This window comes from Lujinxingia vulgaris (genome assembly GCF_007997005.1).
In the GTDB taxonomy this organism is placed as follows: Bacteria; Myxococcota_A; Bradymonadia; order Bradymonadales; family Bradymonadaceae; genus Lujinxingia.
In genome coordinates, this window is record NZ_VOSL01000044.1 from 214,664 (window position 1) to 235,182 (window position 20,519).

19 protein-coding genes are annotated in these 20,519 nt (G+C 66.5%); 11 read left to right on the forward strand and 8 right to left on the reverse strand.

The window, feature by feature from the left end; translation table 11 throughout:
• Window positions 1-44: 44 nt before the first annotated feature.
• Window positions 45-491, reverse strand: a complete 447-nt coding sequence (locus FRC96_RS10100; protein ID WP_146974371.1) for a MazG nucleotide pyrophosphohydrolase domain-containing protein — start codon at window positions 489-491, stop codon at window positions 45-47.
• Window positions 492-643: 152 nt separating this feature from the next.
• Between FRC96_RS10100 and FRC96_RS10105 the strand changes: the two genes are divergently transcribed.
• From FRC96_RS10105 to FRC96_RS10150, 10 genes are all read left to right on the forward strand, one after another.
• Window positions 644-2,677 carry a hypothetical protein gene (locus tag FRC96_RS10105; protein ID WP_146974372.1) on the forward strand — a complete coding sequence of 678 codons (2,034 nt, stop codon included), beginning with the start codon at window positions 644-646 and terminating at the stop codon, window positions 2,675-2,677.
• Window positions 2,674-3,093, forward strand: a complete 420-nt coding sequence (locus FRC96_RS10110) for a hypothetical protein (protein ID WP_146974373.1) — start codon at window positions 2,674-2,676, stop codon at window positions 3,091-3,093. The genes FRC96_RS10105 and FRC96_RS10110 overlap by 4 nt, the downstream gene beginning before the upstream one ends.
• Window positions 3,094-3,123: 30 nt before the next feature.
• Window positions 3,124-4,134, forward strand: a complete 1,011-nt coding sequence (locus FRC96_RS10115; RefSeq protein ID WP_146974374.1) for a PhoH family protein — start codon at window positions 3,124-3,126, stop codon at window positions 4,132-4,134.
• 176 nt (window positions 4,135-4,310) lie between these two features.
• Entirely contained in the window at window positions 4,311-5,108 is a 798-nt protein-coding gene (locus FRC96_RS10120) for an FHA domain-containing protein (RefSeq protein ID WP_146974375.1), read from the forward strand.
• Window positions 5,105-8,053, forward strand: coding sequence for a hypothetical protein (locus FRC96_RS10125; protein ID WP_146974376.1), 2,949 nt, complete (start codon window positions 5,105-5,107; stop codon window positions 8,051-8,053). Before FRC96_RS10120 ends, FRC96_RS10125 begins: the two co-directional genes overlap by 4 nt.
• A complete protein-coding gene (locus FRC96_RS10130) occupies window positions 8,050-10,011 on the forward strand; it encodes a serine/threonine-protein kinase (protein WP_146974377.1) in 1,962 nt (653 codons plus the stop codon). Before FRC96_RS10125 ends, FRC96_RS10130 begins: the two co-directional genes overlap by 4 nt.
• Complete coding sequence (locus FRC96_RS10135; protein ID WP_146974378.1) at window positions 9,986-10,867, forward strand: hypothetical protein; 882 nt, start codon at window positions 9,986-9,988, stop codon at window positions 10,865-10,867. Before FRC96_RS10130 ends, FRC96_RS10135 begins: the two co-directional genes overlap by 26 nt.
• A gap of 106 nt (window positions 10,868-10,973) precedes the next feature.
• Entirely contained in the window at window positions 10,974-12,734 is a 1,761-nt protein-coding gene (locus tag FRC96_RS10140; RefSeq protein ID WP_146974379.1) for a sigma 54-interacting transcriptional regulator, read from the forward strand.
• 149 nt (window positions 12,735-12,883) lie between these two features.
• The gene (locus FRC96_RS10145) at window positions 12,884-13,309 is read left to right on the forward strand and encodes a hypothetical protein (protein ID WP_146974380.1); all 426 of its coding nucleotides are present in this window, start codon (window positions 12,884-12,886) and stop codon (window positions 13,307-13,309) included.
• Window positions 13,306-14,886: a carboxypeptidase-like regulatory domain-containing protein gene (locus FRC96_RS10150; protein ID WP_146974381.1), complete on the forward strand. Its 1,581-nt coding sequence runs from the start codon at window positions 13,306-13,308 to the stop codon at window positions 14,884-14,886. The genes FRC96_RS10145 and FRC96_RS10150 overlap by 4 nt, the downstream gene beginning before the upstream one ends.
• On the opposite strand, the gene FRC96_RS10155 is transcribed toward FRC96_RS10150, so the two are convergent.
• Entirely contained in the window at window positions 14,883-15,311 is a 429-nt protein-coding gene (locus FRC96_RS10155; protein WP_146974382.1) for a hypothetical protein, read from the reverse strand. The genes FRC96_RS10150 and FRC96_RS10155 overlap by 4 nt on opposite strands.
• 119 nt (window positions 15,312-15,430) lie before the next feature.
• Complete coding sequence (locus FRC96_RS10160; protein WP_230470093.1) at window positions 15,431-15,676, reverse strand: TIGR04563 family protein; 246 nt, start codon at window positions 15,674-15,676, stop codon at window positions 15,431-15,433.
• A gap of 102 nt (window positions 15,677-15,778) precedes the next feature.
• Between FRC96_RS10160 and FRC96_RS10165 the strand changes: the two genes are divergently transcribed.
• Window positions 15,779-16,651: a TIGR02757 family protein gene (locus FRC96_RS10165; RefSeq protein ID WP_146974383.1), complete on the forward strand. Its 873-nt coding sequence runs from the start codon at window positions 15,779-15,781 to the stop codon at window positions 16,649-16,651.
• A gap of 26 nt (window positions 16,652-16,677) precedes the next feature.
• On the opposite strand, the gene FRC96_RS10170 is transcribed toward FRC96_RS10165, so the two are convergent.
• Genes FRC96_RS10170 through FRC96_RS10190 form a run of 5 tightly spaced genes read right to left on the reverse strand, consistent with a single transcriptional unit; the run spans window position 16,678 to window position 20,476 of the window.
• Window positions 16,678-16,920 carry a hypothetical protein gene (locus tag FRC96_RS10170; RefSeq protein WP_146974384.1) on the reverse strand — a complete coding sequence of 81 codons (243 nt, stop codon included), beginning with the start codon at window positions 16,918-16,920 and terminating at the stop codon, window positions 16,678-16,680.
• Complete coding sequence (locus FRC96_RS10175; protein ID WP_146974385.1) at window positions 16,917-17,567, reverse strand: CPBP family intramembrane glutamic endopeptidase; 651 nt, start codon at window positions 17,565-17,567, stop codon at window positions 16,917-16,919. The genes FRC96_RS10170 and FRC96_RS10175 overlap by 4 nt, the downstream gene beginning before the upstream one ends.
• Window positions 17,564-18,037: a hypothetical protein gene (locus tag FRC96_RS10180; protein WP_146974386.1), complete on the reverse strand. Its 474-nt coding sequence runs from the start codon at window positions 18,035-18,037 to the stop codon at window positions 17,564-17,566. The genes FRC96_RS10175 and FRC96_RS10180 overlap by 4 nt, the downstream gene beginning before the upstream one ends.
• An 11-nt stretch (window positions 18,038-18,048) precedes the next feature.
• Entirely contained in the window at window positions 18,049-18,591 is a 543-nt protein-coding gene (tsaE, locus tag FRC96_RS10185) for a tRNA (adenosine(37)-N6)-threonylcarbamoyltransferase complex ATPase subunit type 1 TsaE (RefSeq protein ID WP_146974387.1), read from the reverse strand.
• A 16-nt stretch (window positions 18,592-18,607) separates the two neighbouring features.
• Complete coding sequence (locus FRC96_RS10190) at window positions 18,608-20,476, reverse strand: protein kinase domain-containing protein (protein ID WP_230470094.1); 1,869 nt, start codon at window positions 20,474-20,476, stop codon at window positions 18,608-18,610.
• Window positions 20,477-20,519 lie beyond the last annotated feature (43 nt).

The following is a 20,519-nucleotide window of genomic DNA, read 5'->3' on the forward strand; positions in this document are numbered from 1 at the left end:
GGCGGCGCCGACATGCCCCGGCGCGTCACACGTCATCGGGCGCACTATAGGTCGCTTGAATTCGGCGAATCAAGACCGGCCGCGGCCTTGGCGTTCTGCCAGAGCGCTTCGAGCTCATCGAGGCTGAGATCTTCGGGGAGATGTCCGGCCCGGGCGGCCTGCTCTCGCACAGAGGCGATGCGGTGTGAGAAGGTGTCGCTGGCCTCATCGAGCGCGGCCTGCGCGTCGATGTTGAGGTGGCGCGCCACATTGACCACCGCAAAGAGCAGATCGCCGAGCTCCGCGCGCAGGCGCTCGGGGGCGGGGGTGGGCGCAGCGAGCTCGGCGCGAACCTCGGCGATTTCTTCCTCGACCTTGGCGAGCGCACCATCGACCGAGGGCCAGTCAAAGCCCCAGGAGGCCGCCTCATCGCCCAAAGATTGAGCTCGTTTGAGGCCTTGCAGCCGGAGCTCGGTGGGGGAGGTGGCGGGGCGGTGGGTGTCGTCGGGCATCGGAGCCTCATCTGGCAAGCGAGGAGGATGGCGCGTTCGGGATGCGCCCTTCGTGACAATTTGTTAACTATGGTTGTGTAAATTTTTACCCGAGGCATAGAATGCGCCCGGCGCTCTAACTCTGCCCATCGACCCTCGATCGAGCAAACCCCGTGTCATCCCAACCGCGTGCGACAGGCCTGTGGGGGCCCCTTCTCAGCGTTAAGCTCCCCTTGCTGGCGCTGGGCATATTCATGCTCTGCGCGATCGTGCCAGGGCTGGCTCAGGCCCAGGTGGAGGACGCGAGCATGGAGCGCATGATCGAGCGCCTTGGCGAGCAGGATGTTCAGGCGGGAAGCGGCGCTCTGGCCCCTTCGACGGTGGCGCCGCTGAACCTGGAGGTGCAGTGGCGCCTCTGGCTGACGCTGATCGAGTCTGGCGAGCCAGGCATCAATGAGCTGCAGGCGTTGCGTGACGACGCGCTGAGCCTGGGGCGCGTCTCTCTGCCCGAACACGCGCTGGCGGTGCTGGCGGTGGCCCGAGCGCGCGATCGCTACGGCCTGAGCCCGACCGACGCGGAAGCCTTGCTGACGATGGCGATGACCATGGCACCGGAGCTTCCCTACCCGGCGCTGGAGTTGGCCCGGCAGCGCATTCATGATCAGGGGGCCCCCCACCGCGCGATCGCGCCCTTTGTGGAGGGCGTGCGGCGCGGGATGAACTCGCCCGACGTCTGCATGGCGTGGGTGCTAAAGTTTGCGATCTTCGCGCTGCTCAGTGTGCTGGTGGGGCTGGGCGCCTTTATGTTGGCGCAGCTGCTGCGCTATTTCGGAGTCGCCGCCTACGACGGCACGCGCTGGCTACCCCGAGGCTTCTCATCAAACCAGACGGTGATCGTGCTGGTCGCGCTGGTGATTGTCCCCGGGTTGCTGCTGCGCTCACCGCTGGCCTCATTGCTGATTATGCTGGCCCTGGTGATCCCCTTCCAGCAGCTCAACGAACGAGCGGTCTCGGCATGTTTTTTGGCCACGATCCTCGCCCTGCCCTCCCTGGATGTGGCGTTGAGCCGGATGGTGCTCTTCCCGGGAAGTCCTGCTCAAACACTGGCCCACGAGCATCTTCGGGGCTGCGACGAGGCCTGCCTTGCTCGCCTTGAAGCAGGTACCACACCCGCGCAGGAGTATGCGGCGGCAGTGGCCCTCTTCCGAACCGGAACGCCGGAGGCGATGGCGCGCGTCGTCGATCTCGCGGAAGCAGCGACCCCGGCGAGTCGCCTCTTCAAGGCGCAGTGGGCCAACCTCCAGGGTGCCGCACTGATCGCGCAGGCCGAATCGGAGGCCGCGCTCGACCATCTGGAGCGGGCCGAGATGCTCCTGCCGCAGGCGCCCGAGCCCCACTTCAACCGCATGCGCGCGCTGCAGCTCAGTGGTGACGAGGAAGGCGGCTACGACGCGCTCGATCAGGCGGTGCGCCACGGGCTGGAGTCGGTGGGACGCTACCTCGACACCGGGCGTCGCGACGCCAACAGCTTATTGATGATCATCCCTCTGCAGAGCTCGCAGATCTGGGAGGAGCACCTCGTCTACACCGAGACGATCAGCTCCATATCGATGATCTCGCCATTCTGGCAGGCGCTCGCCGGGCCCCAGCTGCCGCTCTCGCTGGCGCCGTACCTGGGCGGCGCCGGGCTGCTCTGGCTTCTCTTGACCCTGCAGCCTTACCTGCGCCAGCGCGTCAGTACGCCTTGCCCCAAATGCGGCCTGGCCCGCGACCCCGAAGACGCGCGGGAGTTGGGAGGCCATCACTACTGCCTGCCCTGCTACCAGACCTTCGTCTCGGGAGCGACGCTGGACTACCACGCTCGCGTGCAGAGTGAGACGACCCTGGGTCGGCGCGACCGTTTTCAGTCCTTTCTACGCCGCTCCCTCTCGTTGCTTCTCCCCGGCACCGGGCATGTGCTCGGCGGTCACGCGCTCCGAGGGACGCTGGCGTTTATGGCGCTGGCCTTCGGCGCCTTCTGGCTGATGAACCCGATGGGGCTTTGGCGCCCGCCCGCCGAGCTCTTCCACGAAGGATGGGCCGGACAACAGGTCGTTGCGTGGGTGCTGGTCGGGCTTGGCGTGCTGGTGGGGCTCTGGGGGCTTTTCGCCGGTGTTGACCCCACCCGCGTGCGCGGCACCACGGTCCACAGCGAGGTGAAGCGATGAGCACCCATCCCAACGCTCCCGTGCCACCGCCGAAGCGTGCGGGACTGGCCACGCTGGTGCTTCACCACAGCGTCACCGTCATCATTCTGGTGCTCTTTATCGGTATCGGTGTGTGGAGTTATCTCACCTTTCAGAAGACCGACTTCTTTGTGGAGGTCGATCGCGACGATCTTCAGGCTCGCCTGACGCCTCCGCTGATTGAGGCGCAGCGCCAGCGCATCGAGATGGCCCTGGCGACCGCCCGACGTCTCGACGATCGCTACCCGGCCAGCCTCCAGGAGTTGGTGGACCGGGGATTGCTGCTGCAATCTGACTTGTATTACCCTTCGGCCACAGAGCTCTGGCTCTACAGCCGCGGCGTGGATAGCTTTGAGCTCACGTTGCAACGTCCCGAGGGCGGCACGGCGTCGCCCTGAGTTCGCTCCCCTTGCGAGAGGTCGCCCCCGTTGTCCGACACCGATCTTGTTCAGCTTCATCTGGAGTTCGCCGACGCCGAAGTGGCGCGCTACATCTACGGCCACCGCGACGCCTTCCTCAAACTCATTGAAACACGCCTCGATGTTCGCATCGGCGCACGCGGTACCGAGGCGCATATCGAAGGGGCGGCCAACGACGCTCGCGTCGCCGAGCGGGTGCTTCGCCAGCTCTACAGCCTGGGCCAGCGCGGCCATCACTTGAGCGCCGTCGATGTGGGGCGTGCCATCGATCTTCTGGTCCGTGACCCGAAGATCAATCTGGTCGACATCTTCACCGACCGGGTCCTGGCCACCAAACATAACCAGATCATCTCGCCCAAAGGCCTGGCGCAGAAGGCTTACGTCGACGCCATCCGCAAGCATGACGTCGTGTTTGGTATCGGTCCGGCCGGCACCGGCAAGACCTATCTGGCGATGGCGATGGCGCTCTCGGCCTACTTCTCCAAAAGCGTCAAGCGCATCATCCTGACGCGTCCGGCGGTCGAGGCCGGCGAGAAGCTGGGGTTCTTGCCCGGCGACCTGGCCGAGAAGGTCAACCCCTACCTGCGCCCGCTCTACGACGCGTTGCATGACATGGTGGAGCTTGAGAAGGCGGAGATGATGCTGGAGCGCGGCGTGGTCGAGGTCGCTCCACTGGCCTTTATGCGCGGTCGTACGCTCAACGACGCCTTCATCATTTTTGATGAGGCCCAGAACGCGACCAATGCGCAGGTGAAGATGTTTCTGACGCGCATCGGCTTTAACTCTCGCGCGGTGATCACCGGCGACATCACCCAGATCGATCTGCCCTCCAAACGGATGAGCGGATTGGTGGAGGCCGAGCGGGTGCTCGACAACATCCCGGGCATCGCCTTTTGCCGCTTCTCTCAGCACGATGTGGTGCGCCACCCCCTGGTGCAGAAGATCATCGACGCGTACGAACGCAACGCCCAGGCCGAGCTCGACGGCGCGCGAGACCGCGCCACCTCCAGCGAGTCCTAGACTTCTGGGAGACTCGGACCAACCTGAGGGGAGAGCGGGCGAAGCCGGGCGCTGAGGCGTTGTCCCGGCTTCGCGCGCTGTGTTAGCTTCGCGCCAGCGTACTCCGCCCGCCATCGCCGACGCCTCGCGCCTCTGTGCGCGTAGCGCTGGCCTGTCCCACACCCTCATTTCGCGCTATGTCTGACTCTCGTGACAAGAGCCTTCCATTCGACGTCGATGACGCCGACCTCTTCTCCAGTGTGGCCGATGACCACGTGCTGAGTTCCGCGCCGGTCTCCCCGGCGGCTCCCGCTCGCAGGCAAGCACAACCTGCGGCGCCGGTGGCCTCACGGCGAGCTGGACGCGCGAATCAACCCGCGGCGTTTTTGGACGTGGAGTCGCCCGGCCGCCCGCACCAGCGCGCTCGCCTGCAGGGTCCGCGCTTTTTGCTGGGCGGAGAGCGTGCAGATCTCACCCTCGACGATCGTTTTGTCTCCCGCTGGCACGCCCAGCTTAGCCAGGAGCAGGGCTCGTGGGTGCTCGAAGATCTGGGCAGTCATAACGGCGTCTACCTGCGAATCGCCGATGAGTTTGTGATGGAAGACGGCGATGAGATCCTCGTGGGCGCGCAACGTCTGGCGTTTCGAACAGGCTGGGACGCAGGGTCTTCGCAGTCGGTGCCGACCCTGGGCGCTCCGAAGCTGCCCACCGCGCCGCGCCTGGTCGAGTATGTCGAGGGGGGCCACATCCGGGGGATCTACCCGATTGTGGACTCGATGCTGATCGGCCGAGAAGGCGCCGATCTGAACTTCCCCCATGATGAGCTTCTCTCGTCACCGCACGCCAGCTTTGAGCGCCGCGACGGGCAGTTTTACCTGCGCGATCTCATCAGCGAGTCGGGCACCTTCATTCGAATTCGTGGCGCCGTTGAGCTGATTGACGGCGATTGTTTTTGCGTCGGCCGCACGCGGCTGCAGGTTCGGTATCAGGGATGAATGATTGGAGTCGGATCGGGGCGCTGCTGCGCGTTGCCATGGTGGTCGCCACGTCGGGAGCGTTCGGATGCGCGAGCACACCGGGCGCCGCGGATGACTTCGCGATCACCATGCGCGTGCAGCCCGACGATCGCGTCAGCGACAGCGCGGCGCTCACGCTTCTGCAAGACGGCACCTGGTCGATGGAGCCCGACCGCGGCGCGTCCTGGCGTTGGGAGTTCGAGCCCGGCGAGGTCGCGCGTTTTGAAGGCGGAGACGCCGAACATCTTTTTGTGGTGATCGACGCTCCGGGAGAGCGGCTTCGCTTACAACGCCTCGACACCTGGCCCCTTCGCGGCGAGCTAAAAGGACGTCTCTCGCCGGTGACCGATGCCGGCCTTCCCGCCCGAATGTGTGTGGGGGAAGGCGCGTTCACGGCCTCAACATGTGAGGTGACCGGAGACACACGCTGGTCACTCTTCGACCTCGACGCCAGCGCGTCGCCCCGACTTCGCCTCGGCTCGTCCGATAACGGGGCGATGCATCTTCCCTACCGGCGTCGTGCCGTGGTGGATGTCGTCCAACAGAGAGCGCAACGCGATGGCGAAGCGATCGAGGGTGCCTGGCTGGCGATCGCCAGCGCGCCGCGTCGCGGCCGCTTTGCCGCCGCCCCCCGGGTTGCGCTGGGCCCGGACTGCGATCTTCGCGCCGATGGGCCATCGACCGCCGCGCGCTTTATCAGCGCCGGCGAGTGGCCGTCGCCTCACTCGCCCCACCCGGTCGCCATGGAAGCTCGCGCGCTGGTGGCCGGCGCCGATGCGATGGTGCGCTGCCCCTCGGCGCAGCACGCTCTGGTGGAGATGCCCGCGATCACCCGCCCACTTATGGCCACCTACGACGATCGCCTGCTCGGGCCGCCCAACTTCGCGATGGCGCCACACAAGGTTCCCACGCCGCAAGCGCACGTCTGGAGCCTGGTGGCCGCCTTCGGTGCGGTCGGCGACTGGGAGTTGGCTGCGTTCTGGGCGGAGCGGGCGATCGCGCAGACCTCACCGGACCCCCGTGGCGAGTCGCGGGCGCTCCGCGTGATGGACATCCTCGCCACCGGCGGCTCTCTGGAGGCCGCGATGCGCCTGGCGCATTACGCCGGTCGAAACGTCTGGAACAGCGCCAACATCCCCGATCTTCTCGACGGGACGGCGATCATCCATGCCCAGCTCGCCCAGACCGATCGCTACCTGGAGCAGACCGCCCGCAGGCAGGAGCTGGCTCAGAGCCGACGCGACGAGGAGCGTCTTGCCTGGTACCGCTGGGCCGAGCTCCGCACCGCCCACGCGGCCCGAAGCGCCTCGGAGGGGCTGGCCTATCGCGACTACGTCGTGGGGTTTGAAAACGATGACCAGGCGGACTGGGCCCTGGCGATCTGGGCCATGCTCGGCATGCACGGCCAGTCGCTCCCCGGTGTGGAGTCTGCCGAGGTGCTGCGCCCGCGCTACGAGCAGGCCGGCGCGCTTGCCCTCTGGGAGGCGATCTTCAAGCCCGACCTGACCCCGAGCTGCGATCCGTTGAGCGTGGAGACGTGCACCGCCACCTCGTACGGGCTGCGCGCGCGCGACGCGTCCGAGCCCGCCCTGCAAGAAACTCTGGAAACGATCCCCACCCTGGAGCTTCGCCCGCTCTTTGACGTGGCCCGGCTGGAGATGCTCGCCAGCACCATCCAGGACCCCGCTGAGCGCGCGGAGCTCTGGGTCGCGCTCCTGCCCCTTACCGATGACGCCGATTCAGCAGAAGCGCTCCGGCGAGCCCTCAACGCCATCGCTGAGGTCGTAAGTAGCCCGGCGCCCTCCTGCGAACGCACCCGCGCGCTTCGCTGGCACTTTGCCAACGCCGCCCGGCGCGGCGACCGCCCCCTCCTCGGGCGCGAACGACGTCAGTGGGTCGAGTTTGTCGGCTGGTGGGCCGACGAGGGTCTTGATGCCCTCTGCGAGAGCCCGGAGCGCTTTATCGAAGCGCTCCAGGCGCGTCCGGTCAGCGCCCGCCCCTTTACCCGCGAGGCGCTTCTGCTCCTCGACGCACGCTACCGCGCCGCCGGCTCCGACACGCTGAACGTCGACGAGCTCAGCGCCGCCGCCACGTTGGCCGGCAGCCTGGGGGATTCCGACACCTGCGCCCGCTGGAGCCTGGCGCTCTCGGTGGCGGCGGCGCGCCGCGGCCACATCCAGCTGGCCGGTGATCACCTCGTGCGCGCGACAAACTGCGCGCCTGAGGCCGCTGAACTTCGCGCCGCGCGCGATCTCGTCGCCGCCTACATTGAGTTCGAGCGCAGCGCCGGCAAACGCGGCTTCAATCATCCCGACGCGGGCGCCGAGCTGCGCGAACTGGCGCGCCGTGAGCCGGTGCCGGGCACGTGCGTGGGGCTCGTTCCCCTGAACTTCGACCTCGACCGGCACTTGCCGGGCTCCCTTCACCAGCTCGCCGGGCGCATCGCGCTCGCGGATGTCAGTGGCGAGGCATTCTCAGTACTCACCGCCAGCCACCTGCTCTCAGAGGCGCGCGCAGGCTACAACGCGGGCACCCGAGCCCTGGCGCGTGGCGACGCGCTCAGCGCAGCCCGCTCGCTCAAGGCCGCGCGAGACCACTTCGGCGCGCTGAATCACCGCCCCGGAGTCGCGACGATCACCTTCCTCGACGGGCTCGTTTTCGGTGGTCTGCTCGAAGCGCTCGCGACCCCGAAGGCTGACGAGCCTGCCAGCCTGGAGTTACCTCCGGAGCACGCACGGCTCCGCGATGGCGAGGCTGCCTCCTGGCTGAACACGCTTTCTGAAGCGAGCCCCGAATACGGCACGGCCGCCCACCTGGCGGCGTTGCTTATCGTCGGCCGGCGTGAAGAGGCCGCGCTGCTCGCGGCTCAGCCCGATGCCGAGCGTCCCGCCCTGCTCTGCTCGCCGGAGGCCGCCGCGCCATGAACCCGGTCTCCACGCCCGACACGATCGCGGAGCGCTACACGATCCTTGAGGAGCTCGGACAGGGGGGCATGGCGACGGTGTACCGTGCCTACGATCAGACTCTGGCTCGCGAGGTCGCGGTCAAACGCCTGCACCCGCATCTGGCGAAGGTGGCCGAACACCGGGCGCGGTTTGAGCGTGAAGCCCGCGCGGTCGCCCGCCTGGACCACCCGGGCATCGTCAAAATCTACGACTTCTCCTCCCCCGAGTCCGACGACGCCTTCATCGTCATGGAGCTCATCGACGGACAGTCGCTCGCGGCGCTCCTGGAGCGCGCGGGTCCACTGCCCCCGGAGCTTGCCGCAGTCCTGATTGCCGAGACCCTCGACGCGCTGGAGCTGGCGCATCAGCACCAGATCATTCACCGCGACATCAAGCCGGAGAATGTGATGGTGCGGCAGGACGCCTCGGTGGTGATCCTGGACTTCGGGCTGGCCAACCTCCTTGACCAGGCCCGCATCACACGTACCGGCGCGCTGCTCGGGAGCCCCGCCTTTATGGCGCCGGAGCTCATGGAGGGCCGGCGCGCCGACATCGCCAGTGACCTCTTTGCCATCGGCGCGACCTTCTACCGACTGATCACCGGCCAGGACGCCTTTGAAGGAGACCACCCCGCGCAGATCCTTCGCGCCATTGAGCGCGGCGACCACACGCCCGCCCATCGGCGCGACGCCCGGGTGGGACGCCGCCTGAGCCAGCTGATCAGCCGCTGGATCAGCGTCGCCCCCGAAAAACGCCCCTCCAACGTCACCGAGGCGCAAAAAGAGCTTCGGAACCTCGTCGATGTGCCTGCATGGCGCCCAGACCTCAAGCGCTACATCAATGAAATCTCAGGCAACACTTTAGGACCGGACGGTGTCTCTCGGCTGGAAGCGAGGATCTGTGAGGCGCTCATGAGGCGCGTCGACGCGCTCCGCACCCGGGGCGCCACGCTCGAAGCCACCTACGAGTTGGAACGTCTGCTCGCATACCAACCCGACTCGCCGGAAGCACTGGCGAAGCTCTCGCAGCTTCACGCCAGCGACCGAGCGGCGCGCGGACCTGGCCGCCTGTTGCGAGCCGGCGCAGTGGCGCTGTTCGGTGGTGCTCTGGCGGGAGGTGCGCTGTGGCTCGGTGCCAAAGAACCCGTTCAGAACGATGCACCATCATCCACACCTACCCGGAAGGCTCCGGCTCCCCTCGCCACCACAACGACTCAGCCGACGTCGGCGACCTCACCCTTCGCGGACATCCGTCCGATTCAGGAGGACATCGTCGCCGCGATCGATGCAGCTCACAAAAGCACTCAACATGCATCGGACGCCGAGTCCGCCCGACCTGCGCGCATCGACCAGCGCGATGCCCCTCCCCCTGTCGCCCCGGCATCGGCGAGCGCGGGTGCGGGATGGCCCACAGATCAACCTCCCGCGGAGACCTCCCGCACACCGCCCAAAACCCTCAAGCAACGCTTCAGGGTTATCCCCGCGGCGGCTACGCTCATCATCGATGGCAAACGCTATTCGGCCATCGAGGCCGCTCGTGGCATCGAGCTCCCGGTCGGCCCCACCCAGATTGAGGCTACAAGCCCGGGCTGCCAGACGCTCCAAGACGCCTTCGAGATCACCCCGGAGTCGAGTCAACGCGCGCAGCGCGTTGTCCTGCGCTGGCTGCCCGGCTACATTGAGCTGGTCACGGATCGCAACGCGCTGGTCTGGCTCGATGAACGCTCCCGACCGGTGATGGTAAACGCCGGGGGCGCCTCCGAGCCCATCGAGGTGTCCTTTGGTAAGGCGGACGAAGCCCCCGCTCAACGCCAGCTGGAGCTGCGCGTGGCGAGCCACCGCGATCTGACCCGTATCCTCTCGCGTACGGTGACCGTACGCCCCGGACAAACCACCTCCCTGGCGCTCTCCCTTGCCGATGCCGACTCACCACGCTGATCGCCGCACCTCCGGTCGACGCGCCGCGCTTCTGGCCGTAACGCTCGTGGCGCTTTGGCTCCAGGCTCTGCCTGCTTCAGCTCAGGCCCCCTCCGCCACAAAACCTGAAGCATCACTTCAAGAAAACCCTTTATCCCGGGCGCATGACGCCCTTCAACGTGCCGAGTTTGAGCAGCTACGCCCCCTGCTCTCCCCCTTCATCGACACCGAGGCCTTCCACGCGCTCTCGCCAGAGGATCGCGCGAAGGCAAGGTCACTGCTGGCACTGGGCCTCTACTTCGAGGGCCAGTCGCTGGCCGATGCGATGCGCGCGTCAGAGCTTCTGGCCCACGCGCGCGCGCAGCTGCAGGTCGCGATCCTCGACGATCCCGAGCACACCCTCGATCCTCTGGTGTTTCCCGCCGATCTGATCGCGTTGCAACGCACGCTTCGTACGCCACTTCCGCTCCCCGGAAGCCGCGCCGCTGCGCCCGACGACGCGTCGCTCATCTACGTCGAACGCCGCATCACGCGCCGCTCGCCCTGGGTGACGCTCTTGCCGATGGGCGCCGGCCAATTTCAAAACGGACATCCGCTGCGAGGCGCGATCGTTGCCGCCACCCAGGTATTGGGCCTGGCGGCAAACCTCGTCGGCTTCTGGCAGGTCGAGTCGCTGCGAGACCCTCAGGGTCGCATCGCGACCGCGGACTCTGAGCAGGCGCGTCGCTGGCAAACCTTACAGTGGACCGGGCTGGCCGTCGCGGGCTTGAGCTGGGGCCTGGGCGCTGCCGAGTCGTTCTATCATTTTGAGGCGGAGGATGTTGCGCTTCGCACCCTGGATGCACCTCCGGCCGAGCTGCGCAATCTCTCGGACTGAAGCGACCTCACAGATGAGGGCAGCCTCTCCTCCCGACACCTGGTGAGGTGGACGCCTCAATCCCTCGCATCGATCCTTTTGTATCACACTGTGACCCGGAACCTTTATGGCAAGTCTTCGCGTCATCGGTGGCGGTGAGCCGCGCATCTTTCCCCTGACCGAGCGTCTGACGACTCTGGGGAGCGCGCCGGCCAACGACATCTCTCTGAACACATCGGAGCTCGCCGAGCATCACGCCACCATACAGCTCGATGCCAGCGCCTTTGTGATCCGCACCACCGCGCGAAAGCTCAGCGTGATGGTCAACGGCAAGAAACGCCGCGAGCACACCCTCTGCCACGGGGATCGCCTTGTCCTCGGTGGGGTTGAGCTGGAGGTTGTGCTCCTGGATTCACCCGCGGCCCCCCCGGAGCCAACCAACCCCCGGGGGCTGGAGCATCTCCGCGCGCTCGCCACGCGCCTCACCGGCACCGATGACATCACCGGGGTGCTCGAACACCTTCTCGACGCGGTGCTGGAGCTCAGCGAGGGGCAAAAGGGCTTTGTGATCCTGGCTCGTGACGGGCAGTGGAGTGTCCCGGCGGCCCGCAGCGTCGACGCGACCGCCCTGGAGAACGCTCACCTTCACCTCTCGGACTCCATTATCGGGCACGCCATCGCCAGCCGTCGCCCACTCATCATCGCCGATGTGCGCAGCGAGGACGCGTTTGAGGGTGCCCAGTCGGTGGTGGATCTGGAGATCTCCAGCGTGCTCTGCCTTCCGCTCTTCGCCCATGGCGAGCTGCTCGGGTTGATCTATGTGGGCGATGACCGCCCCACCGGGTATTTTGCCGGGGTCGATCTGGAGCTACTGCAGGTCTTTGCCTCCTGGGCGAGCCTGATGATCGCCAACGCGCTGAACGTCGACGCTCTGCAAGAAGATCGCGACGCGCTGCGCGCCCGGCTCCGCGACCAACGCTTCGGTTCGGTGATCGGCGCCAGCAAGGCCATGCAGACGATCTTTGAAGCGGTCGAGCGCGTCGCGCCGGCCTCGGTCAGCGTGCTGATCACGGGCGAAACCGGTACCGGAAAAGAGCTCATCGCCCATGAGATTCACCGTCGCAGCCCGCGGGCCGATGGCCCCTTTATCACCATCAACTGCGGCGCCATCCCGGAGCATCTTCTTGAGAGTGAGCTCTTCGGTCACGAGCGAGGCGCGTTCACCGGCGCCACCGCCCGCCGCGACGGGAAGTTCCACGCGGCCCACCGCGGCACCCTCTTTCTCGATGAGATTGGCGAGATGCCCGCGGCGCTGCAGGTCAAGCTCTTGCGGGTGCTTCAGGAGCATTGCGTCACGCGCGTCGGTTCCAACACCCCGGAGGAGCTCGACTTTCGGGTGCTCGCTGCGACCCACGTCGATCTTCACGAGGCGGTGGCCAAGAAGCGTTTTCGCGAAGATCTCTACTACCGCCTCAACGTCGTGGAGTTGCGCCTTCCGCCGCTACGCAAACGCGGCGACGATGTGCTGCTGCTGGCGAACTTCCTGATCGAGCGCCTGGCCCCGGAGCTTGGCGTCTCGTCGCGTCCTCTCAGCACGAGCTGCCGCGAGGCGCTGCGCCGCTACGACTGGCCGGGCAACGTGCGCCAGCTGGAGAATCGCATAAAACGCGCGCTGATTCTGGCCAGCGGCTCGGCGCTCACGCCCGCCGATCTGGAGCTTCAGGAGAGCGCGCTCCCGCAGCGTCGCTCGCTGGCCGAGGCCAAAGAAGCCTTCGCGCTGAACTACATTCTCGAGACCCTGGAGCAAAACGGCGGGAACCGCAGCCAGACCGCCCGCGACCTTGATGTCGATCCGCGCACCATTTTCCGATATCTGGAGAAGGCCTGACATCGATGTCCGAGAATTCTGCCCCTCCCGAGAGCGACGACGTGAAAGAAGCGCACAACATGGCGAGTTGTCGGGCGTGTTTGCCGGTGGCATGGGCCTTGCTTTTGAGCAGTTGCGTTGGATCGCCGCTGCATGTGGAGGAAGCCCCCGTGAACCTGCCCCCTTTTATCGATCGCGACTTTGTCTCACCGGCCCTCGACGTCGTACGCGTCGAGACAGCGCGCGAGATCACACTCGCCGCCGAGGGGCTCTTCGACCCCAACGAAGAAGAGGCGCTCTACTATGTCTGGATGGGCGAGCACAGTGGACTTCTGGAGCAGGCCGAGGTCGGTGCGCTTCCGGGCAACCCTCGCCATCGCGAGGTCTTCCACGTCTACGAACGTGTGACCACGCGCATCGATCCGTGCAGCGAACGCCTTCGGGATCGTGAGGATGAGACCCTCTGGCTTGTTGTGGCTGACCGGCGCTTTGTGCGCGTGACCGGCTCGGAGGTCGAGGTCGCGCCGGGCGGATTTATGGTCTCGCATAGCTGGCAGCTGCGCTTTCGGCCGGGTCTGTGCACGGAGGCACTATGACGCGTGTTTCAGGTGGTGTGCCGCTTCCCTTCCGAATGCTCGTCGGCCTGCTCACAGGGCTCGCCGCGGCGTCTTGTGGCCCCGGGGGGCCTGATGGGCCTGAACCTCCCGATGAGGATCAACCGGTCCTCTATGGCGAGTGTCGCAGCGACACGGAGTGCCCCTCGACGCGACGATGCGAGCAGGAGCTCTGCGTGGTGCCGGTTGTCCGCGACACGCTGCGCTACGGTTTGACCATCCTCCCCTCGAGCGCCTCGGACATCGCGCCACAGACGATCGCGGCGCAGAGCCGGCCGGTCACAGGTGCGACGGTGGAGGTTGACGCGCTCGCAACCCTGGAGCTGCAACTCGAAGGTGTCTCCCCAGACCAAAGCGCCACCCTGGTGGCGATCCCCGATGGGAGCCTCTCGGAAGCACAAACCCAGGCCGGCGTCCGCGAAGGCCGCGCCACCCTGCGGCTGGCACGCGGTGATTACGCGATCATTCTTGTGCCCGACGGCAGCGAGTTGCCGCGCTACGATCTGGGCCCCCTCTCGGTAGAGGGCGACGGTGAGCGCACCCTGGAGGTGCCACCCACCTCCCAGCTTCGAGAGCTCCGCGGTCGCCTGGTCCGCCGCTCCGGACTTCCGCTCGACCTCCTCGATCTTCCCGTCGCCGGCGCTCGCGTGATCGGCATCGATCCCGACTCCCGCCAGACGACCTCCACCGCGATCACCGATGGCCTTGGCGAGTTCGTCCTGCTCGCGCCGGAGGACGGCCGCACCTATGACCTTCGCGTCACCCCGGCGCAGCCCGACGCTTTGATCCCGCAGGCGACCTTCGAAGGCGCCTTTGGCCCGGAGAACGACCAGGGGCGCTTTCACCTGGGCAACTGGCTCATTGAGCTGTTGCAGCTGGAGGTTCAGCTGCAGACGGCGACGCCCTTTGCGCCCGAAGACTGGTCAACCTATGCCCTGGAGGCGCGCGCGCCGCTGGGCATCGGAGAGCTGCAACTTCCCATCCCCGTCGACGCCGGGGGCCGGGCCCGCGCGCGCCTTTTGACCGGAACGTACGCGCTGGAGGTGCGTCCGCCGGCCGACAGCGCGCTGGAGTCCACTGTCGTCGAGACCTCCCTGCTCGATGGCCTGAGCACCACCGTGGAGCTCGCGGCACGGCCGGAGATCTCCGGTCGCGTCATCGACAGCGCTGGTGAGCCGGTCGCGTCAGCGCGCCTTCGCCTGGAGCACCTCCAGAGGTCGAATGTCTCGCGTAGCCTCACCACGCTGGAAGATGGCAGCTGGTCGGCGCGCCTCCCGGCCGGAGACTACCGTGTCACGATCGTGCCACCGGCAAGCCTGGGGCAGCCGCGCCAGGTGGAGACCTTGAGCGCCAACGACCAGACCCCCACGCTGCTCTTTCGCCTTGCCGCGCCGACAATCGTGCGCGGAGAACTCACGCATCCGCAGCATCCCACCGGCGCGATCACCGTGCAGCTCACCCACCCCGAAACTGGCGACATTCTTGCCGAAGGACGCACCGACACCACGGGCCGCTACCAGCTCATTGTGCCGGCGCCGGTGCTCGAAGATCTTCGTTAATCCACGTCTTCTTCAACGCTTGAGGCGCTGCCGGACTCCCCGCGCCGAAGCTCTCCGCGGGCGCTGCGCAACATCGAGAAGGCCACCGGCTCTTCGCCCTTGCAGCGCGTCACCCAACGGCGATGGCGATTCTCCCAGGACGCGCTCAGCGCGTTGAGGCGCCCGGCCTCCATCAGAAGGGAGGTCGCGTCTCGGCGGCAATCCGGATCTTCAGCTCTTGCGCTGACCTGCTGCCCGGTGAAGGGATCCCAGACGCGCCCATCCCGAAGGCCGCTGATCGCGCCGATGGTAATGGGCAAAAAGACCAACACCGCCGTCCCAAAGAAGACAATGTAGCCCAGACGCCGCGCCTTGCGCGTCACGCTCTGGAGGCGCTGCTCACGCGGGCTCAACGCGCTCGAACTCGGCGGGGTCTTCTCGGCCATGGTCATCTCATCGGGCTCTGGAGGAATGCACGCTTCTCGATGCCTCTTCCATAGACGAAGGGCCGCGCGGGCGCAATCGCCCGGCGGCCCATCCTCACGTGATGCGTCAAAAGGTCTGCTTAGCTCGCAGCCTCATAATCTTCGTAGAGCTCGTCGACCCCGGGCATCTCGCGAAGTCGCTCCCGGGCGACCTTCCAGGCGGCTTCCATGATCCAGCTCAACGAGCGATCCTGGCGAAGCGCCTCCTGCCGCATCTCATTGAGAAGCTCTTCGGGCAGGTACAGGGTCATCTTCTTTTTGGTGGCCATTGAGTCCTCCGTGACTTCGGGCGCATCGTCGGGTGCCAGGGTGAGGCCGCGTTCCACCGCGCCTCTCCCACATCGAAGGCACACCCTATGCGAGACGCCACGACGGTCAAAAATTTTATGCGAAAGATCCTCGCGCCATCCTCCTCGGCCTGAATCTCCATGACGAACACGCATACACTTAAAGCTCTACTTGAAGAAGCAATCGCCGACTGCGACCACCTCGCCCGACGCGATCATGACCCGGTGGGGCGAGTCTGGGAGTACGAGCGCGATGAGGATCGGGAGGTGGCCGCGCTCATCGCGAGCTCGCTGGCCTACGGCCAGGTCAAGGTCTTGCGCGACGCCATCGTGGAGGCCCTGGCGCCTCTGGGGCCCCACCCCGCCCACACGCTCCGGGTGACCCCGCTTGAGGATCTTGCCACGCTCTGGCCAGCGTTCACCTACCGCATGACCCGTGGCGAAGATCTGGCCGACCTCGCGGTCGCCCTCGGGAGCACCCTGCGCCGCGAGGGAAGCCTCGGCGCGCTCTACGACGCCGGCCTCCCCGACTCCCCGCACCCTTCAACCCACGCAGACGCCCGTGCGCACCACCTGCACGCCGCCTCCCTCTTCGTCACCACCCTTCGCGAGCGTCGCCTTCGCCCCCGGCTCGCTCGCGGGTTTCGCTACCTCTTGCCCGATCCCGCCGATGGCAGCACGTGCAAACGCCTACACCTCTTCTTTCGCTGGATGAGCCGCGGTCCCGACGGCATCGATCTGGGCCTGTGGCCCTCGCTCAGGCCCGATGCGCTGGTGATGCCCCTGGACACCCACACAAGCCGGCTATGCCGCTACCTGGGCCTGCTCTCACGCAAGAGCCTGGATGCCCGCGCGGCCGTCGAGGTCTCTGAGCGCCTGGCGGCGCTCGACCCCGACGATCCCCTCAAATACGACTTCGCGCTCTGCCACCTGGGCATCGGACGGCGCTGCATTCATCGCCGCTCCGAGGAGCACTGCCCCGGATGCCCGATCGAGGCGGCGTGCACGCTCTAGACCGCGCCAGACAACGACTTCGGCGCCTATCCGCGCATGGAAGCGATGGCGTCGACCACCACCACTTCATAGCCCAGCACCAGCTGCGTAAAGGCAAATCCCGCCGCGCCGAAGATCAGCATCGCCAGCGCCAGGATCACGGTGAGCTCAAACCATCGCCGTCCTGGCGAGACGATCGCCGCCAGGGCGATTCCCATAAAGAGCGCGATCGTCGCGATCCAGAAGATCAACGCCGGCTGCACCGTTGTGATCACCACCACCGGGTTCATCGCTCATCCTCAGGGCTTGAGGCCTCTCCCTCGGCCAGCGCCTGCCGCGAGATATGACCCAGGTTGAAATAGTTCACCGTGATATGCGCGATCACCGGCGCGAGCACCGAACCGGTGTAGAGGTACATCAGCCCGAAGACCACACCGAGCCCCAGCGCCATGTACGTCCAGGGGCGGAAGGTCTCGCGCTCCGGACCGATATGAATAAGCCCAAAAATCACGCTCGCAAGCCCAAGCCCGACCCACTCCCCATAGGGGCCCGCCCAGCCCGCAGTGCTGAACGCTTGCTGCAAAAACCCGCGAAAAAAGATCTCTTCGGCCACACCGCTGGTCAGCGCCAGCACTTGAATCTGCCCCGGCGTCATCGCCCCCAGCATGCCTGCAAACCCTTCACCGAGCCTGCGCCCCCAGTCGGTGTAACGCTCCACAAGACGCGATGCGACCACCGTCGCCAACCCCACCCCTGCGCCCAGCGCGGCGTGCAACGCGGTGGTGCCCTGCAACTTCTCCGGCCAGACCAACAGGTTGAGGTCCAGCCACACCACACCCAGAAGCCAGGCCACGCCCAGCATCCCCCCGTAGAAGATCAGCGCCGCCAGGATCCCCGGCGCAGCGCCCGGTTGAAGCTCGTCAGGTCGCTGACTCAAAGCTCCTCCGACGTCTCTCCAAGAAGGCGGTTGGCCTGATCTTCGAGCTCTGGCGAGCGCTCGACACCACGGAATCGCACCGTAAGACCGCTGCAGGGATGCTTGCGCCAGTCCAGGTGAAAGCGCTGATTGCGCTGAACCCTGAAGTAGTCGTTGAGCTGATCGGCCAGAAACTCGATCACCGCCAGCAGCCGGTCGCGTGGCGAGGTTGCGGCGATAAAGGCCGCGTCCTGATCTTGAATGATCGCCGCACCTTCCAGCTCCAACGCAAAGCGCTTGTCGGCGCTGGTCAGCTTGAGTCGGGCAAACACAAAGTCGTCCTCTTCCTCCACCTCAAGCGCGATGCGCTCACCGGGGCGAAGGTAGGCGTGGTAGCGGGTGCGAAGGCGCGCCTCGATCTTGCGTCGGGCCGCCACCGGCAGCACCACCTCGGCCTGGGGGGTCGGGGTGTCATTGGGGGTCGCGCTCATGGGAAAAACCTTCAGGTGATGTCGTATCGTTGGGAGCCGACGTGTTTTGCAAGCGCCGCATACGCCTCACTGGCATAGAGGCGGGCCTGGCGGCCTTCGCCGCGACGCTCAAGCTCCACGATCACGCCCTGGCCGGGCCAGGCGTGGGGGATGCGGTCGAGCCACTCCACGCAGACCAACGTCTCGGGGCGGTCGATGTAGTCCCAGTAGGCCAGCGACTCCAGATCGTCGTAGTGTTCAAGCCGGTAAAGGTCCATATGCACGAGCTCAGCCTCCGAGCCGTACTCCTGCACCAGCGCGTAGGTCGGGCTGGAGACGGCGTCAGGCGCGATATCCATACCCTCGGCCAGGCCTTTGATCAGCGTCGTCTTTCCCGCGCCCAGATCACCCACGAGCCCCAGAAACCCTTCGCCGCGCTGGCGCAACGCGCCACCCAGGACACGCCCGAGGGTGAGCGTGGCCGGCTCGCCATCCAGATCAAGCTCGACGACAGGCGTCGCGATGAGGTTGGGGTACTCGCCAGGCTCAAAGCGCGGGCGCTCACGGATCGTCATGCTGCCACCTGCTCTGTCATTGCACGTAGAGGGGGAACTCCACGCCGCGGTTGGAGATGGCGCCGTGCTCGGGGAACTTCATCGCGCGGAAGCGCTGGATCATGCACTGCCCCACCTCGCGGCTCTGGTACTGACTCTCTTTGATCTGCACGCCGCCGGTCGTGCCGGAGGGGCGGATAAAGAACTGCACCGTCAGGCCCTTAAAGGAGCTATTGCGGTCGAGCTCGGAGCGGATGCAATCGGTCATCGCGCTGAAGTCGCCCATGATCACGCGGTTGATCTCCTGGTCGCTCAGGTGCTTGGACGAGCCGGAGAAGTTGGCCATGTCGACATCGGCCTCACGCTCCCCGGAGCCGCCACCGGCCGCCGCTTTGCCTGCGGCGCGCTTTCCACCTGCGCCGCGCACCTTCTTGAGCGTGCGCGCGATCTCCTCTTCGCTGGCGCGAGGGTTGAAGATGCTCTGCAAAAGATCGGAGTCCACCGCCACGGCCTGAAACTCCGAGGGCGGTGGAAGGAAGGTGTAGTCCAGTGACGCAAAGGCCTGCTCCAGCGGCATCGGCTCCGGGTCGGGCTGCTGAAGCCAGAACCAGCCCATGGCCGCCAGCACCACAAGCCCCGCGACAATGGAGACGACCAGCGCAGCGAGCCCGCCCTTCTTCACCTTGCGCTGAAGCTCCGCGCGGGCCTCGGCCTCGCGACGCCGGCGCTCCTCGCGCTCGGGGATGTAGGCTTTGACCCTTGCGCTAAACGCCTCCATCTCGATGAGCCGACAGCGCTGCTGGGTAAAACGATCGAGCACCAGCGAGTTTTCGTCGATCTCATCGGCGCGCAGCTGGTCGAGGATCTGCGTCTCGGTGAAGGGGCCGTAGTCCAGGCCGCTCTTCTGCACAAGGTAGCGCTCGGCTTCGGCGTCGTCGGCAGGCGGCGGGGCGATATCGCCCACGTCAAAGAGATCGAAGAGGCTGTCGCCCTCTTCACTCTCGGCCACAGCGGGCTCCACGGGCAGCGCCCCGGGAGGGGCCGCGCCGCTTAAACGCGCGCCGGCGTCGCGCGCGATCTCTTCGAGATCATCGCGGAACTGCTGCGCTGAAGGAGGCCGCTGACGCCGGTCCCCGGAGAGGCACGCCGAGACCAGACTGAAGAGCGCCGGCGGGTACTTGGCCAGCCCGTCGAGAGCCATCTCATGGGCCTGCTTACGGTCGCTGGGGAGCCCGGTGGGGTTGAGCAACTCGGCGGCGATCATGCCCAGGCTGTAGAGGTCTGCCGCAGCGCTGAGCTTCGCTGGCGACTCAGATACCTCCGGCGCCACATAGATACTGTCGTGAAAGGGCCCCTCACCCCGCGCATGAAGGAAGGTGCTGACCATGCGCCCGAAGGCCAGGTTGCCCACCTTCACCACGCCCTGCTTGTTCACATAGATGTTGTAGGGCGTGAGCACCCCGTGGCTGGTCTTGCGCTCATGCACCGCCGAGAGCGCGCTGCAGACGTGGGCGAGCACCGTAAAGGTGTCGCGAATGCTCAGAGTGCGCCCCTCTTCGCGCCGCTGGGCCACGAGCTGCGAGAGCGTAGAGCCCTCCACGAACTCCATCGCAATAAAAATCTCGCCACTCTGGGTGCGCCCCATACCCACGGCACCGGTGAGGTTGCGATGGTCAATGCTGCCGGCCAGTCGCACGTCGGCGCTGAGCTTTGCAAAGGCGTCGTCGCCCGGGAACGGCATCTCGAGCACCTTCACAACCACCGGAGACTGCGTCTGGCGGTCGTTGCACAGGTAGCTCACGCCCCCGCCGGAGCTTCCCAGGTAGCGCTCCACGACAAAGCGGCCGCCGACGGCATCGCCGGTCTTCAGCGTCGCGGCCTCCGGCGCCTGGGTGCTCCCGCGCACGCCGGGTGCCTGACGCCGAACCGCAGGCTTCGGGGGCGGCCCG